Here is a 15579-nt window from a genome sequence, read left to right on the forward strand (position 1 = left end):
GTCAACAACCTCAGGCAATACGTGGGTCTGGATTGTCCAGGACGCTGTCTGTCTGTTCAGCGCGGAATTTTTTCAGCACGGTATGAAATTCTGGATGCTTGGCACCCAGGATGCTCGCCGACAGCAGGGCCGCGTTGATCGCACCGGCCTTGCCGATGGCCAGGGTCGCGACCGGAATGCCGGCCGGCATCTGTACGATCGACAGCAGCGAATCGACGCCCGAAAGCATCGACGACTGCACCGGCACGCCCAGTACCGGCAGGTGGGTCTTGGCCGCACACATGCCTGGCAGGTGGGCCGCGCCACCGGCACCGGCGATGATCACCTCGATGCCACGGGACTCGGCCTCTTCGGCGTACTGGAACAGCAGGTCCGGGGTACGGTGGGCGGAGACCACTTTCACCTCGTAAGGGATGCCGAGCTTTTCCAGCATATCGGCGGTGTGGCTAAGGGTGGACCAATCGGACTTGGAGCCCATGATCACGCCAACCAGTGCACTCATCGTCGTGCCTCTTCTCTCTGGGCGCCCGCAGGCGCGTCAAAAAACAACAAGCCACGCAGGAAACCGGCGTGGCTTGTTGTACGAATTATGGCCGGACGAACCGACCGAAGGCCGGGCAGTATACCGAAAATGGTGCGTTAAACGCACTTTCGCCGACCATCTGTCATTTGCGGTGAAACGGCGGATTTATTGACCTGCAGGTCAGCGAACCATCAGCGCAAATCCCCGTGGGAGCGGGCTTGCTCGCGAAGGCGGTGTGTCAGTTCAGAAGGTGGCGACTGACACACCGCATTCGCGAGCAAGCCCGCTCCCACAAGGGGTTCTGCGTTGTTTTCAGGATCCGATGGCGTTCTGCGCCACACCACCCTCAAGCTTGCGCCACAACAACCGCACATTGGCCTTGCGCACCAGGGCGCAGCGGTACAGGCGGATCTCCAACGGCACGTGCCATTGCGGGCCGCCGCAGATCACCAGTTCACCCCGGGCCAGTTCGGCGCGTACGCTCAGGTGCGGCACCCATGCGATGCCCAGGCCTTCCAGGGCCATGCTTTTCAGGCTGTCGGCCATGGCCGTCTCGTAGACCGTGGTAAAACGCAGGGCCCGCTGGCGCAACAACTGGTTGACCGAACGCCCGAGGAACGCCCCGGCACTGTAGGCCAGCAACGGCACGCTGGCCTCACCTTCAAGGTCGAATAGCGGGTTGCCGTTGGCATCGGCGGCGCATACCGGGAGCATCTCGGTCTGGCCCAGGTGCAGCGACGGGAAGATCTCCGGGTCCATCTGCATGGCCGAATCCGGATCGTAGAAGGCCAGCATCAGGTCGCAGCCGCCTTCACGCAAGGCGTGGACCGCATCGCCGACGTTGGTCGCCACCAGCCGCGTGGCAATGTTCATTCCCTCGTTGCGCAATTGCGCGATCCAGCGCGGGAAAAAGCCCAGCGCCAGGGAATGGGCGGCGGCGACTTGGATGACTTCGCCCTGTCCGCCTTCCAGGTGATGCAAATGGCGCAGCACTTCACCCAGTTGCTCAACCACCGTGCGCGCCGTCACCAGGAACAACTGTCCGGCCGCCGTCAGCTCGACGGGCGTACGCGAACGGTTGACCAGGGTCAGCCCCAGCGCCGCTTCGAGGCTACGGATTCGCCGGCTGAACGCCGGCTGCGTCACGAAGCGCCGTTCGGCCGCCTGGGAAAAACTACGGGTAGCGGCCAGGGCACTGAAGTCCTCAAGCCATTTGCTTTCAAGATTCATCCCACCACCCTCCCTTAAACGCACCAAAACAGGTCACACGTTCGCCGCGCCGCCGGCGTCACACCGGCATTATGCCGAATATGCATAGCCCAGTGTTTAACAGCATTGGCCCTAATTTCCCCCAGAGCCTAGGATTCGCAGCGTTCCGGCTCAGACCGGGTCCTTATCGAGATGATTTCTATCATGTCCTCCGCTGCATCATTCCGCACAGAAAAAGACCTGCTTGGCGTACTCGAAGTACCGGCGCAAGCGTATTACGGCATCCAGACCCTGCGAGCGGTAAACAACTTCCGTCTCTCCGGCGTCCCGATCTCGCATTACCCCAAGCTGGTGGTCGGCTTGGCCATGGTCAAACAGGCCGCCGCTGACGCCAACCGTGAACTGGGCCAGCTCAGCGAAGCCAAGCACGCAGCCATCAGTGAAGCCTGTGCACGATTGATCCGCGGCGATTTCCACGAAGAATTCGTGGTGGACATGATTCAGGGCGGCGCCGGCACGTCGACCAACATGAATGCCAACGAAGTCATCGCCAACATCGCGCTGGAGGCCATGGGCCACCAGAAAGGCGAGTACCAGTACCTGCACCCCAACAACGACGTGAACATGGCGCAGTCCACCAACGACGCCTACCCGACCGCGATCCGCCTGGGTCTGCTGCTGGGCCACGACGCCTTGCTGGCCAGCCTCGACAGCCTGATCCAGGCCTTCGCAGCCAAGGGTGAAGAATTCAGCCACGTCCTGAAAATGGGCCGCACCCAGCTGCAGGACGCCGTGCCGATGACCCTCGGCCAGGAATTCCGCGCCTTCGCCACCACCCTGAGCGAAGACCTGGCACGCCTGAAAACCCTGGCGCCTGAGCTGCTCACCGAAGTGAACCTGGGCGGCACCGCCATCGGCACCGGCATCAACGCCGACCCGCGCTACCAGGCCCTGGCCGTGCAGCGCCTGGCAACCATCAGCGGTCAGCCGCTGGTTCCGGCTGCCGACCTGATCGAAGCCACCTCCGACATGGGCGCCTTCGTGCTGTTCTCCGGCATGCTCAAGCGCACCGCGGTCAAACTGTCGAAGATCTGCAACGACCTGCGCCTGCTGTCCAGCGGCCCGCGCACCGGCATCAACGAAATCAACCTGCCGGCCCGCCAGCCAGGCAGCTCGATCATGCCCGGCAAGGTCAACCCGGTGATCCCGGAAGCGGTCAACCAGGTGGCGTTCCAGATCATCGGCAATGACCTGGCCCTGACCATCGCGGCCGAAGGCGGCCAACTGCAACTGAACGTGATGGAACCGCTGATCGCCTTCAAGATCTTCGACTCGATCCGCCTGCTGCAACGGGCCATGGACATGCTGCGCGAGCACTGCATCGTCGGCATCACCGCCAACGAAGCGCGCTGCCGCGAACTGGTCGAGCACTCGATCGGCCTGGTCACCGCCCTGAACCCGTATATCGGCTATGAAAACGCCACCCGCATCGCCCGTGTTGCCCTGGAAAGTGGCCGCGGCGTGCTGGAACTGGTGCGCGAAGAAGGCTTGCTCGACGACGCCATGCTCGACGACATCCTGCGCCCGGAAAACATGATCGCTCCGCGTCTGGTCCCGCTCAAAGCGTGATCGACACGAGCACCGCTCACCAGGTCGAGGGACTAGACACCTCTCACCTTTTGAGGGCTTGGGGATTATCCCCAAGCCCTTTTTTTAATTGATAGCAGCAAAGGATGACCGAACCTGTGGGAAGGAACCTGCTCGTGATAAACGATGACGCGCTGCCCGTTGTAAACCGCGTCGCCAGCCAACACGAGCAAGCTCGCCCCCACAAGAACCTGACCGAAAGGCCAGGTGTTTCAAAGGATCCGTTTCGTCGGACGCACCACAACTGTGCAGACGGGCACCGCACTGATAGGTATAGTGCCGCCCCTCTTCGCATGAGCGGTCGTCGGCAGCGAGACCCTTAAACATGCGAAAACCGAACTAATAACAAACCCGCGAAAATGGTCCGGGACGAAACATCGCCTCACCTGTCGTGCCGCGCGCCGACCGATGTAACGCAATGTTTCCAAAGGGCCAGCATTTGCTTAAACAAAAAACAGCGAGGAATACTCATGCTCGAAGTCATCAACGACTTCCTTTCAGGGAAAGTGCTGATCGTGCTCATTGTCGGGCTCGGTGGCTACTTCACGATCCGCTCGCGTTTCGTCCAGTTCCGTCATTTCTTTCACATGTTCGCGGTGTTCCGCGACAGTCTGAAAAGCAGCACCGACCAACTCAGCTCCTTCCAGGCCCTGATGCTCAGCCTGGCTGGCCGTGTCGGCGCGGGCAACATTGCCGGTGTCGGCATCGCCGTGACCCTTGGCGGTCCTGGTGCGGTCTTCTGGATGTGGGTGACCGCTCTGGTCGGCATGTCCAGCAGCTTCTTCGAATGCTCCCTCGGCCAGCTCTACAAGCGCTGCGACTCCGAAGGCCAGTACCGTGGCGGCCCGTCCTACTACATCCAGCACGGCCTGCAGAAGCGCTGGCTGGGCATGATCATGGCGTTCCTGCTGCTGGTCACCTTCGGCTTCGCTTTCAACGGCCTGCAAGCCCACGCGGTCACCCATTCCCTGAACAACGCCTTCGGCTTCGACACCACCTACACCGGCCTGGGCCTGGCGGTGCTGCTGGGCCTGGTGTTCATCGGCGGGATCAAGCGTATCGCCAAGGTTGCCGACCTGCTGGTACCGGTCAAGACCCTGGCGTACATCGCCGTGACCATCTACGTGATCGTGCTGCAGTTCGACCACGTACCGGCCATGCTGGCGACCATCGTCAAGAGCGCCTTCGGCCTGGACCAGGCCTTTGGCGGCCTGATCGGCAGCGCCATCGTCATGGGCGTCAAGCGCGGCGTGTTCGCCAACGAAGCCGGCCTGGGCAGTGCGCCTAACGTGGCCGCCGTAGCCTCGGTCGAGCACCCGGTAGCCCAGGGCGTGGTACAGGCGTTCAGCGTGTTCCTCGACACGTTCGTAATCTGCACCTGCACCGCACTGCTGATCCTGCTGTCGGGCTTCTACACCCCAGGCTTCGAAGGCGACGGCATTGCCCTGACCCAGAACTCCCTGGCAGCCGTGGTCGGTGACTGGGGCCGGATGTTCATTTCCGTGGCCCTGGCGTTGTTCGTCTTCACCTCGATCCTCTACAACTACTACCTGGGCGAAAACAACCTGCGCTTCATGCTGGGTGAAAACCGCAAGGCCCTGATCGCCTACCGCGCGCTGGTCCTGGTCCTGATTTTCTGGGGCGCCATCGAAAACCTCAGCACCGTGTTCGCCTTCGCCGACATCACCATGACCCTGCTGGCGTTCGTGAACCTGATCGCGCTGTTCCTGCTGTTCAAGGTCGGCATGCGCATCCTGCGTGACTACGATGACCAGCGTTCGGCCGGTATCAAGACCCCAGTCTTCGACTCCAGCAAGTTCCCGGACCTGGACCTGGACCGCAAGGCTTGGCCTGCGACCCCCTCGGCGCCGGTTACCAAGCCTGACGCCGCTGTTGCTGGCGTGACCGCAGCGCAACGCTGATCGGTAACAAGCTGTCTGGAAAAAACCGGGCGCACCCCCTGCGCCCGGCGTGACACAGCATAAGGTCGGCGTATGCTCGGCCTTATGTTGTGGCAGCTATTAATGAAGCTGCCGTTTTCGTCCTCGGAGAACAACCATGAATTCCACCACCTACCCTGCCGCCCAACACGTCATGGTGCTCTACACCGGCGGCACCATTGGCATGCAGGCCAGCGCCCACGGCCTGGCCCCGGCATCCGGTTTCGAAGCGCGGATGCGTGACTACCTGCACAGCCAACCCGAACTCGTCGTGCCGCAATGGCGCTTCCGGGAAATGGCGCCGCTGATCGATAGCGCCAACATGACCCCGGCCTACTGGCAGCAACTGCGCGAAGCGGTGGTCGATGCCGTCGATGTGCACGGCTGCGACAGCGTACTGATCCTGCACGGCACCGACACCCTGGCCTACAGCGCAGCGGCGATGAGTTTCCAACTGCTGGGCCTGCATGCGCGGGTCTGCTTCACCGGTTCCATGCTGCCCGCCGGCGTGACCGACAGCGACGCCTGGGAAAACCTCAGCGGCGCACTGGTCACGCTCGGCCAGGGTCTGGCGCCGGGCGTGCACCTGTACTTCCACGGTGAGCTGCTGGCACCGACCCGTTGCGCGAAAGTGCGCAGCTTCGGTCGTCATCCGTTCAAGCGCCTGGAGCGCCAGGGTGGCGGTGCCAAGGCCTCTTCGCTGCCGGCGCAGTTGAATTACGACCAGCCCAAGCAATTGGCGAATATCGCGGCGCTGCCGCTGTTTCCCGGCATCAGCGCGCAGATCCTCGATGGCCTGCTGGGCAGCGGCGTCCAGGGCCTGGTGCTGGAGTGCTATGGCAGCGGTACGGGGCCAAGCGACAACCCGGCCTTCCTCGCCAGCCTCGAGCGGGCGCGGGACAGCGGCGTGGTAGTGGTGGCGGTGACCCAATGCCATGAAGGTGGCGTCGAGCTGGACGTGTACGAGGCCGGCAGTCGCTTGCGTGGCGTTGGCGTGCTGTCCGGCGGCGGCATGACCCGTGAGGCAGCGCTTGGCAAGTTGCAGGCATTGATTGGCGCGGGGTTGCCGGTAGACGAAGTTCGGCGGCTGGTTGAGCTGGACCTGTGTGGCGAACTGAGCTGACACCCACAGGGGGCCCGCTCAAGCCTTGCAATCTTCGCCCGGCATACAACTTGCTCCGTTTCCAGCTTCCCCAGGCTGGAAACGGACATGCTTCACTCTCATCTCACCACCCTGAACGCCGTCTCACTGGTACTCAGCACCTTTAAAAGCGAAGGGCTGTCCAGTGACGCGTTGCTGGCCGGCAGCGGCATCAGCGCGGCGGACCTGAGCCGGGCTGACACGCGCATCACCACCAACCAGGAGATGCAGGTCTGCGCCAACGCCGTGGCCCTCAAGCGCGACATCGGCCTGGAACTGGGCCTGCGCATGCACGTTTCGTCCTACGGCATGCTCGGCTACGCCCTGCTCACCAGTGCCACCTTAGGTGACGCCTTGCGCCTGGCGCTGCGCTATCCGGCGCTATTGGGAACACTCTTCGACCTGAACCTGGACGATGACGGCGACTGCATATGGTTCAGCGCCAGCGATTATCGGGAGAACCCAGCCCTGACCGTGTTCAATGCAGAGTTCTGCATGGTTTCGCTGAAAGTCATCTGCAACGACCTGCTCGGCCATCCATTGCCATTGCGCGCAGCGCGCTTCGAACACCCGGCGCCCGATTACCAGGCGCGTTATGCAGCGCTACTCGATTGCCCGGTGCGCTTCGACAGCGTCGATAACGCTTTCGCTTTCGACCGACACTGGCTCGACCAACCCTTGCCCCTGGCCGACCCCATCACTCATCACGCCATGGCCGAACGCTGCCGCCGGCAGAACACCGAGTTCACCGGCCGCCAGGCCTGGCTGGGGCGAATTCGCCAGTTGCTCGCCGCCCAACTCGACGCCGCCCCCGGGCTGGAAGGCCTGGCCGAACAAATGAACTGCTCGGCGCGCACCTTGCGCCGGCACCTCAAGGACCTGGGTTGCAGCTACCAGGAACTGCTGGACGAACTGCGCTTCGAACGGGCCAAGCAGATGCTCTGCGAGGACCAATTGCCGATCCATCGAATCGCCGAACGGCTGGGCTTCAGCGAGACCGCCAGTTTTCGCCATGCCTTCGTGCGCTGGAGCGGGGTAGCGCCAAGCCAGTTCCGCTCCTGATCCCTGTGGGAGCAAGGCTTGCCCGCGATTGCAATATGACTAACCCCGCAAAAACGCCTGGTGCAACGCATCCAACGTCTGGAAGTGATACGCCGGGCGCTCGGCGCTAAGCTCTTCGTGGCTGCCAAACCCATACCCGACCGCTGCCGCATCCAGCCCATTGCTGTGGGCGCCGATCAGGTCGTGCTTGCGGTCGCCGATCATCAGCGTACTGGCCGGGTCGAGGCCTTCTTCGGCCAGCAGATGGGCGATCAGCTCGACTTTATTGGTGCGAGTGCCGTCCAGCTCGCTGCCGTAGATCACCTTGAAGTGCCGGGCGAAGTCGAAATGACGGGCGATTTCCCGGGCGAAGACCCAGGGCTTGGAAGTGGCGATGTACAGTTGCCGACCCTGGCCGCCCAGGGTTTCCAGCAGGGGCATCACGCCGTCGAAGACGCGGTTTTCGTACAACCCGGTCACCTTGAACCGTTCGCGATAGAAATTCACCGCCTCCCAGGCTTTCGCTTCGTCGAAGTCATAGAACTGCATGAAGGCCTGCAACAGCGGCGGGCCGATGAAGTGCTCGAGGCGGGTCAGGTCGGGTTCGTCGATGCCCAGCTTGCTCAAGGCGAACTGGATCGAACGGGTGATGCCCTCGCGAGGGTCGGTGAGGGTGCCGTCGAGGTCGAAGAGTACGGTCTGGTAGTGCATGGCTGTTCCTGGGTGATCATGAAGTTCACTCAACAGGCTTGAATGAAACTGTGGCGAGGGGATTTATCCCCGCTGGGCTGCGCAGCAGCCCCCAAAAAACTGAATGTAACAAACTTGGCACACTGCGGTGGCAGGGTTTGGGGCTGCTGCGCAGCCCAGCGGGGATAAATCCCCTCGCCACCATGGTTCATTCGACATCTTAGGTGGGCGATTCAGACCTGGTCGTAGCCTTCGGCCAAGTGCAGATCCTTGAGCTTCACGTAGTTCGCCGCGCTGTAAGTGAAAAAAGCGCGCTCCTTGTCCGTCAGTGGCCGGGCCTGTTTCACCGGGCTGCCCACGTACAGAAAGCCACTTTCCAGGCGCTTGCCCGGCGGTACGAGGCTGCCGGCACCGATGATCACATCATCTTCGACCACCGCTCCGTCCATGACGATGCTGCCCATGCCGATCAGAATCCGGCTGCCCACGGTGCAGCCATGGAGCATGACTTTGTGGGCGATGGTCACGTCATCGCCGATCAACAGCGGGAAACCCTCGGGATTGAAGGGGCCGGCGTGGGTGATGTGCAATACGCAACCATCCTGGACACTGGTACGCGCACCGATACGGATGCGGTGCATGTCGCCGCGAATGACCGTCAGCGGCCAGACGGAGCTGTCTTCGCCGATGTCGACGTCGCCGATCACCACCGCGGTGCTGTCGACAAAAGCGCCACGGGCTAGCCGCGGGCTGTGGTTCTGGTACGTACGAAGGGTCACGATAGGCTCTCTCTTATTCAGTGATAGGCGCTGCTAGCTGCGGTGAACGTCGATTGTAATTAAGATGGGCCCATGTTTCTTCCAGCCAAGGTGTCGACCGTGAGCGTGAACAACCCTCTTTTGCAGCCCTATGACCTGCCGCCATTCTCGGCGATCCGTGCCGAGCACGTGCAACCGGCCATCGAGCAGATCCTGGCTGACAACCGTGCCGCCATTGCGCAAATCCTCAAGACTCAAGGCAGCCAGCCTACCTGGGCCGGCCTGGTGCTGGCGATGGACGAGCTCAATGATCGCCTGGGCGCCGCCTGGAGCCCGGTCAGTCATTTGAACGCCGTGCGCAACAGCCCCGAACTGCGCGAGGCCTACGAGGCCTGCCTGCCGGCGCTGAGTGCCTACTCCACGGAGCTGGGCCAGAACCGCGAACTGTTCCAGGCTTTCGAAGCCTTGGCCAACAGCCCCGAAGCCGCTGGTTTCGACGTGGCGCAGAAAACCATCCTGGAACACTCTCTGCGCGACTTCCGTCTGTCGGGCATCGACCTGCCGCCCGAGCAGCAGAAGCGTTACGCCGAAGTGCAAAGCAAACTCTCCGAGCTGGGCAGCCGCTTCTCCAATCAACTGCTGGATGCAACCCAGGCCTGGACCAAGCACATCACCGATGAAGCCGCCCTCGCCGGCCTGACCGACTCGGCCAAGGCGCAAATGGCCGCCGCTGCCCAGGCCAAGGAGCTGGACGGCTGGCTGATCAACCTGGAATTCCCCAGCTATTACGCAGTGATGACCTACGCCGAAGACCGCGCCTTGCGTGAAGAAGTCTACGCCGCCTACTGCACCCGCGCGTCGGATCAGGGCCCGAATGCCGGTCAGAACGACAACGGCCCGGTGATGGAACAGATCCTCGACCTGCGTCAGGAACTGGCCCAACTGCTCGGTTTCGCCAACTTCGCCGAGTTGAGCCTGGCAACCAAGATGGCCGAATCCAGCGACCAGGTCCTCAGTTTCCTGCGGGACCTGGCCAAGCGCAGCAAGCCGTTCGCCGCCCTCGACCTGGAACAGCTCAAAGCCTTCGCCGCCGAACAGGGCTGCCCCGACCTGCAAAGCTGGGACAGCGGTTTCTACGGTGAAAAGCTGCGCCAGCAGCGTTACAGCGTGGCCCAGGAAGCCCTGCGCGCGTACTTCCCGATCGACAAAGTGCTGAGCGGCCTGTTCGCCATCGTGCAACGCCTGTACGGCATCGAGATCGCCGAACTGAAAGGTTTCGACACTTGGCACCCGGACGTGCGCCTGTTCGAGATCAAGGAGAACGGCCAGCACGTCGGCCGCTTCTTCTTCGACCTCTATGCCCGCGCCAACAAGCGTGGCGGCGCCTGGATGGACGGCGCCCGCGACCGCCGCCGTACCATCGATGGCGTACTGCAAAGCCCTGTGGCGAACCTGGTGTGCAACTTCACTCCGGCCGACAGCGGCAAGCCGGCGCTGCTGACCCACGACGAAGTCACCACCCTGTTCCACGAGTTCGGCCATGGCCTGCACCACCTGTTGACCCGCGTCGAACACGCTGGCGTGTCCGGCATCAACGGCGTGGCCTGGGATGCCGTGGAACTGCCAAGCCAGTTCATGGAAAACTGGTGCTGGGAGCCTGAAGGCCTGGCGCTGATTTCCGGCCACTACGAAACCGGCGAACCGCTGCCCCAGGATCTGCTGGAAAAAATGCTCGCGGCGAAAAACTTCCAGTCCGGCCTGATGATGGTCCGCCAGTTGGAATTCTCGCTGTTCGACTTCGAGCTGCACGCCACCCACGGCGACGGTCGCAGCGTAGCGCAGGTGCTCGAAGGCGTGCGCGACGAGGTGTCGGTCATGCGCCCGCCGGCCTATAACCGCTTCCCCAACAGCTTTGCGCACATTTTCGCCGGCGGGTACGCGGCGGGTTACTACAGCTACAAATGGGCGGAAGTGTTGTCGGCCGATGCGTTCTCCAAGTTCGAAGAGGACGGCGTGCTCAACGCCGATACCGGTCGTGCCTTCCGCGAAGCCATCCTGGCCCGTGGCGGCTCCCAGGAACCGATGGTGCTGTTCGTCGACTTCCGTGGCCGTGAGCCGTCGATTGACGCACTCTTGCGCCATAGCGGCCTGACCGAGGACGCGGCAGCATGAGCGAGGGGCCTGTGATTACCAAGAGACGCTTTATCGCCGGGGCGGTCTGCCCGGCCTGCAGCGAGCCGGACAAGCTGATGATGTGGAACGAAGACGGCGTACCGCACCGTGAATGTGTGGCCTGCGGTTACTCCGACACGCTCAACGAGCAAGGCCTGTCGGTGCCCAAGGAACTGGGCACCCGGGTCAATACCTCGGCGCTCAAGGTGCCGGACGCCAAGGTCCAGGCGGTGCAGTTTTTCCCCAACCCCAAGTTGAAGAAAAAAACCGACTGAAATCTTCCGCATCACCTTCCGGGCCGCACGGCCCGGAAGCGATACATATATACCGCCGGGCTTGCAGCCTTCCTGCCCAGACTTGTCCATCAAGTCCACTGACAGGAAGACTTCCATGCCCCACGCCGACAACCCGCTGTTGCAGGCCTATGACCTGCCCCCCTTCGCCCGGATCCAAGCCTGGCATTTCTCACCGGCCCTCGACCGGATCCTTGCCGAAAGCCGCGCTCAGGTAGCCCATATCATCAAGACCCAGGCACCGTTTCCCACTTGGGACGATTTGGTGCTGGCCATGGATGAAATCCACACGCGGCTGGAAGGTTTCGACTCGCTGCTGGATCTTCTGGCCTCGACCAGGCCGGGAGACGAATGGGCACAGGCTTCACTCGACTGCACGGAGCGACTGCATGATTTCCAGCGCTGGCTGAGACAGCATCCGCAACTGTTCCAGCTTTATCAGCGCCTGGCAGACAGCCAGATCGCCCAGCATTTCGAACCCGCACGTAAACGCGTCCTGGAAAAAATCCTGCGACAGTTTCGCCAGCACGTTCTGCCCCCCACCTCGCAGGCCGGCCTGGTCGCCTTGAAGCGCCGTATCCAAGGGGCTCAGCAGCTGTTTCTGGAAAACCTGCACAAAGCCAATAACGCCTGGAGTAAAACCTTCGACGATGAGGCCCAATTGAGTGGCCTGCCCAGCGCTTTCACGCAGAAAATGGCCCGCCAGGCGCGTGAAGCCGGACGCACGGGATGGCTGCTGACACTCAACGACGAGTCATTTGGCATCGTCACCGGCTATGCCGACAATCGCCTTTTACGCCAAGAGCTGCACGTGGCCTACAGCACCCGCGCATCGGACCAGGGGCCGCAGGCGGGCCAGTTCGACAACGGCAAGGTGCTCAAGCAATTGCTGGAGGACCGTCATCGCTACGCGACGTCACTCGGCTACGGGAATTTCGCTCAGATGGCCGTCGAACCAGAGCAAGCCGAGTCGGCCGAACAGGTCACGGCATTCCTGCATGGGCAACTGGCCCTGCACCAAAGTGCTTTTGCCAACGACGCAGAACAGCTCAAGGCATTTGCCCGCCAGCAGGGTTTCAGTGAACTCCAGCCCTGGGATTATCCGTACCTGACGGAAAAGCTTCGCCAGCAGGTGGCGGGAACCTCCCGGCACGCCCTCAGTGCCTGGTTTCCCCTGGAGTCGACGTTTGCCCAACTGTTGCTGATCGCCAAGGAGCTGTTCGGGGTGGATTTCATCGAGCGTCAGGACGTTGCAACCTGGCATCCCGAGGTGCGTCTTTTCGAAGTCCGCGAGTGGGGGCAGGTCATTGGTTACCTGTATTTCGATCCGTTCGACGATGCGAACCGCAGCGGTTATCCCAATACCACCACCCTGCGAAACCGCTACGTCACCGCCGAGGGGCGCCCCCGATACCCTATCGCCATCCTGCATGGCTGGCTGCCACGCGGCTCAGGCGCCCAGCCGGCCGTGCTCGATCACCTGCAGTTGCGCATCCTGTTCCATGAGTTCGGCCATTGCCTACATCATTTGCTGACCCGGGCAGAGTACCGCGACATTTCCGGCATCACCGATCTGTCCCGCGACACGTCCGAGTTTGCCGGCATGCTGTTCGAACAATGGTGTTTCTCCAGGCAATGCCTGGTCCGCGTGTCGAAGCACTACCAGACGGGTGCGGCGATGCCTGACCAGGTCGCTGATCAATTGTTGACCTTCGCCAACACTCAGGCCAGCTGGGAAACCGCCCTGCTGTTGCGCAACGCACTGTTCGATATGGAACTGCACCAGAGCCATGGCGATGGGCGCACCGTCCAGCAGGTGTTCGACCAGATCAACGCGCAGTTCGGGCATTTGCCTGTGGCTACGAACGAACGCTGGCCCAATGGCCTGGACTACATGGTGACTGGCTATGCAGCGAAGATTTACGCCTATGCCTGGTCGAAGGAGTTGGCGCTCAGCGTGTTCGAGCGGTTCAAGCGCGACGGGCTGTTCAACCCGGCGACAGGCCGGGCGCTGCGTGAAACCCTGTTTGGTCCGGGTGATTCGCGGCCGCTGGTCGAATCCATCGCCGCCTTTACCGGCACGCCGCCGATCAGCGTTGCGGCAGCGAAACCTGAGGGTCGAGGTGTTGTGCCGGCGTCGTTGAATTGACCCAGCTTTCCAGGGAGCAAAGGGCGAAGACGCTGGTGCTGCAATCGCCGTTGGCCAACGCGGTACGGAGTTTTTCGACATCGGCCTGCATCATGTAGCGAACGCCATCCTTGAAGTGATGGCTGTCGCCAAAGCCGCCTTCGGTCATTTCGTTCAACGCGTCTTCCTTGCTCCAGCCCTGAACCACCACCCGGTACATGGCGGCCACCAATCCGGTGCGGTCCGAACCGTGCTTGCAATGCATCAACACCGGCCCCTTGGCTTCGCCGGCCTGGACCGCACGCAGTGCCCGGAGGATGTCACTGTCGTCGACATGGTTGGTGCGATAGGGCAATTGCACCCGTTCGATGCCGGGCGTGGACAGCCAGTGCGCATCCGATTCCGGCAGGAAGGTAATGACCGTGCCGATCCGCAGTTTGCTCAGCAAGGGCAAGGCCCCGCCGTCCGGCAAGGAGCTGCGGTAGAGCGTGGGGGACATCTGGTACAGGTTGTAGTCCTTTTCCACTGGCTGGGCCCATTCAGCCGGCCGCGTCTCAGCGGCATCGGCCGCCTGGGCCGGGGATTGGGTCAGCCCGATGAGCAAGGCCAGGCAAAACAGTGAACGCGAACATAACTTGAGCATGCGGGGGCGACCGGGACCGAAAGAGTGCGAGGTGACCAGTTTCGGCTCGCTCCGGTTAAAAACCCGTAAGAAGGACGTCAAAGCCTTGTGAACTGTGCTGTGCAATGACGCCAGTGTTCTTGGCTGCTGAACGGCACTGGTCTATATGGAAAACAGCGAATACTGTATGCGCATACAGCCTTCGGAGTATCCCCATGTCTGCCCCCCTTCCGCCGCGCGGTCGCGGCACCGCCGCCAACCCGCACAACCGCTTCGCCCCGAGTCGCTCGGTGGCCGAAGATGACGGTTGGTACCAGGAAGTCCCGCCGACCCAGGGCACCGAAGTGCGCATCGAAATGGCGAAGACCATCATTACCCGCAACACCTCGTCCGATATCCCCTTCGACCGCTCGATCAACCCGTACCGAGGCTGCGAACACGGCTGCATCTACTGCTATGCGCGGCCCAGCCACGCCTATTGGGACATGTCGCCGGGGCTGGATTTCGAAACCAAGCTGATCGCCAAGACCAATGCCGCCGATGTGCTGGAAGAACAATTGTCCCGGCGCGGCTATCAATGCGCGCCGATCGCACTGGGGTCCAACACCGATCCCTATCAGCCTATCGAGCGCGAACAACGGATAACCCGGCGGATTCTCGAAGTGCTGCTGCGTTATCGGCATCCGGTGACCATCGTCACCAAGGGGTCGCTGATCCTGCGCGACCTGGACCTGCTGACCGAGCTGGCACAACAACGCCTGGTGCACGTGATGATCAGCCTCACCACCCTGGACGATGAACTCAAGCGCATTCTCGAACCCCGCGCGGCGGCGCCCAAGGCGCGGTTGCGGGCGATCAAGGTCATGCACGAGGCGGGTATTGCCGTGGGGGTGCTGTGTGCACCGATGATCCCGATGATCAACGACAGCGAGATCGAGAGCCTGCTGACCGAAGCCCACGCCGCCGGCGCGCAGAATGCCGCCTATGTCATGCTGCGCCTGCCGCTGGAAGTCGCGCCACTGTTCGAGGAGTGGTTGCAGGCGCACTACCCGCAACGCGCCGCCCACGTGCTGAGCCTGGTTCGCCAGAGTCGTGGCGGCGAGCTGTATGACAGCCGCTTCGGTGCGCGGATGCGCGGCGAGGGTCCGTTCGCCGACCTGCTGGCCCAGCGTTTCGCCAAGGCACTCAAGCGATTGGGGCTTGAGCGCCGCGACGGGTACACTCTTGATTGCGATGCCTTCTGTCCGCCGGGCCGACAGATGTCTTTGATTTGATTAAAGTTGACCTTGGAAAGGCCACTGGACATGAACTGCGCCAGTGTTTCGCCACCCCTGGAATCGTTGTCCTAGAGCCTTCGATTTCAGTTTGAGTTAAGTTTCGGCCGCTACCTTGTTCAGCGAGTGACTGACGGGTCG

Annotated in this window: 13 protein-coding genes; 8 read left to right on the plus strand and 5 right to left on the minus strand. The window is 62.2% G+C overall.

The window, feature by feature from the left end; genetic code table 11:
• Positions 1-10 precede the first annotated feature (10 nt).
• Positions 11-502, minus strand: a complete 492-nt coding sequence (gene purE, locus AC30D9_RS06900; protein WP_134922283.1) for a 5-(carboxyamino)imidazole ribonucleotide mutase — start codon at positions 500-502, stop codon at positions 11-13.
• A 333-nt stretch (positions 503-835) separates the two neighbouring features.
• Complete coding sequence (locus AC30D9_RS06905; protein WP_212801692.1) at positions 836-1753, minus strand: LysR substrate-binding domain-containing protein; 918 nt, start codon at positions 1751-1753, stop codon at positions 836-838.
• Between the two features lie 183 nt (positions 1754-1936).
• Between AC30D9_RS06905 and aspA the strand changes: the two genes are divergently transcribed.
• The 4 genes from aspA (at position 1937) to AC30D9_RS06925 (ending at position 7522) form a co-directional block, all read left to right on the plus strand.
• Positions 1937-3361: an aspartate ammonia-lyase gene (gene aspA, locus AC30D9_RS06910; protein WP_003196363.1), complete on the plus strand. Its 1425-nt coding sequence runs from the start codon at positions 1937-1939 to the stop codon at positions 3359-3361.
• Positions 3362-3849: 488 nt separating this feature from the next.
• Positions 3850-5301, plus strand: coding sequence for an alanine/glycine:cation symporter family protein (locus tag AC30D9_RS06915; protein WP_490143754.1), 1452 nt, complete (start codon positions 3850-3852; stop codon positions 5299-5301).
• A 136-nt stretch (positions 5302-5437) separates the two neighbouring features.
• Positions 5438-6442 carry an asparaginase gene (locus AC30D9_RS06920; protein ID WP_490143755.1) on the plus strand — a complete coding sequence of 335 codons (1005 nt, stop codon included), beginning with the start codon at positions 5438-5440 and terminating at the stop codon, positions 6440-6442.
• 87 nt (positions 6443-6529) lie between these two features.
• Positions 6530-7522 (plus strand): AraC family transcriptional regulator, encoded by a 993-nt coding sequence (locus tag AC30D9_RS06925; protein WP_490143756.1) that lies wholly within the window; start codon positions 6530-6532, stop codon positions 7520-7522.
• A 39-nt stretch (positions 7523-7561) separates the two neighbouring features.
• Here the strand turns inward: AC30D9_RS06925 and AC30D9_RS06930 are convergent, their stop codons facing one another.
• Together AC30D9_RS06930 and AC30D9_RS06935 are read right to left on the minus strand one after the other, a co-directional pair.
• The gene (locus AC30D9_RS06930; protein ID WP_134922277.1) at positions 7562-8212 is read right to left on the minus strand and encodes an HAD family hydrolase; all 651 of its coding nucleotides are present in this window, start codon (positions 8210-8212) and stop codon (positions 7562-7564) included.
• Positions 8213-8424: 212 nt separating this feature from the next.
• A complete protein-coding gene (locus AC30D9_RS06935) occupies positions 8425-8970 on the minus strand; it encodes a gamma carbonic anhydrase family protein (RefSeq protein ID WP_490143757.1) in 546 nt (181 codons plus the stop codon).
• Positions 8971-9042: 72 nt separating this feature from the next.
• Between AC30D9_RS06935 and prlC the strand changes: the two genes are divergently transcribed.
• The 3 genes from prlC to AC30D9_RS06950 all read left to right on the plus strand — a co-directional run bounded on the left by prlC (position 9043) and on the right by AC30D9_RS06950 (position 13563).
• A complete protein-coding gene (gene prlC, locus AC30D9_RS06940) occupies positions 9043-11121 on the plus strand; it encodes an oligopeptidase A (RefSeq protein ID WP_167659290.1) in 2079 nt (692 codons plus the stop codon).
• Entirely contained in the window at positions 11118-11396 is a 279-nt protein-coding gene (locus AC30D9_RS06945) for a YheV family putative zinc ribbon protein (protein ID WP_047230061.1), read from the plus strand. Before prlC ends, AC30D9_RS06945 begins: the two co-directional genes overlap by 4 nt.
• A 115-nt stretch (positions 11397-11511) precedes the next feature.
• Positions 11512-13563 carry a M3 family metallopeptidase gene (locus AC30D9_RS06950; protein ID WP_490143758.1) on the plus strand — a complete coding sequence of 684 codons (2052 nt, stop codon included), beginning with the start codon at positions 11512-11514 and terminating at the stop codon, positions 13561-13563.
• Here the strand turns inward: AC30D9_RS06950 and AC30D9_RS06955 are convergent.
• Complete coding sequence (locus tag AC30D9_RS06955; protein ID WP_490143759.1) at positions 13505-14185, minus strand: phosphatase domain-containing protein; 681 nt, start codon at positions 14183-14185, stop codon at positions 13505-13507. The two genes, AC30D9_RS06950 and AC30D9_RS06955, sit on opposite strands and share 59 nt — an antisense overlap.
• A gap of 194 nt (positions 14186-14379) precedes the next feature.
• Here AC30D9_RS06955 and AC30D9_RS06960 point away from each other — a divergent pair, with 194 nt between their 5' ends.
• Positions 14380-15438, plus strand: a complete 1059-nt coding sequence (locus AC30D9_RS06960) for a PA0069 family radical SAM protein (protein WP_490143760.1) — start codon at positions 14380-14382, stop codon at positions 15436-15438.
• The last annotated feature ends 141 nt before the right edge of the window (positions 15439-15579 follow it).

Source organism: Pseudomonas sp. DF11, from assembly GCF_058148565.1.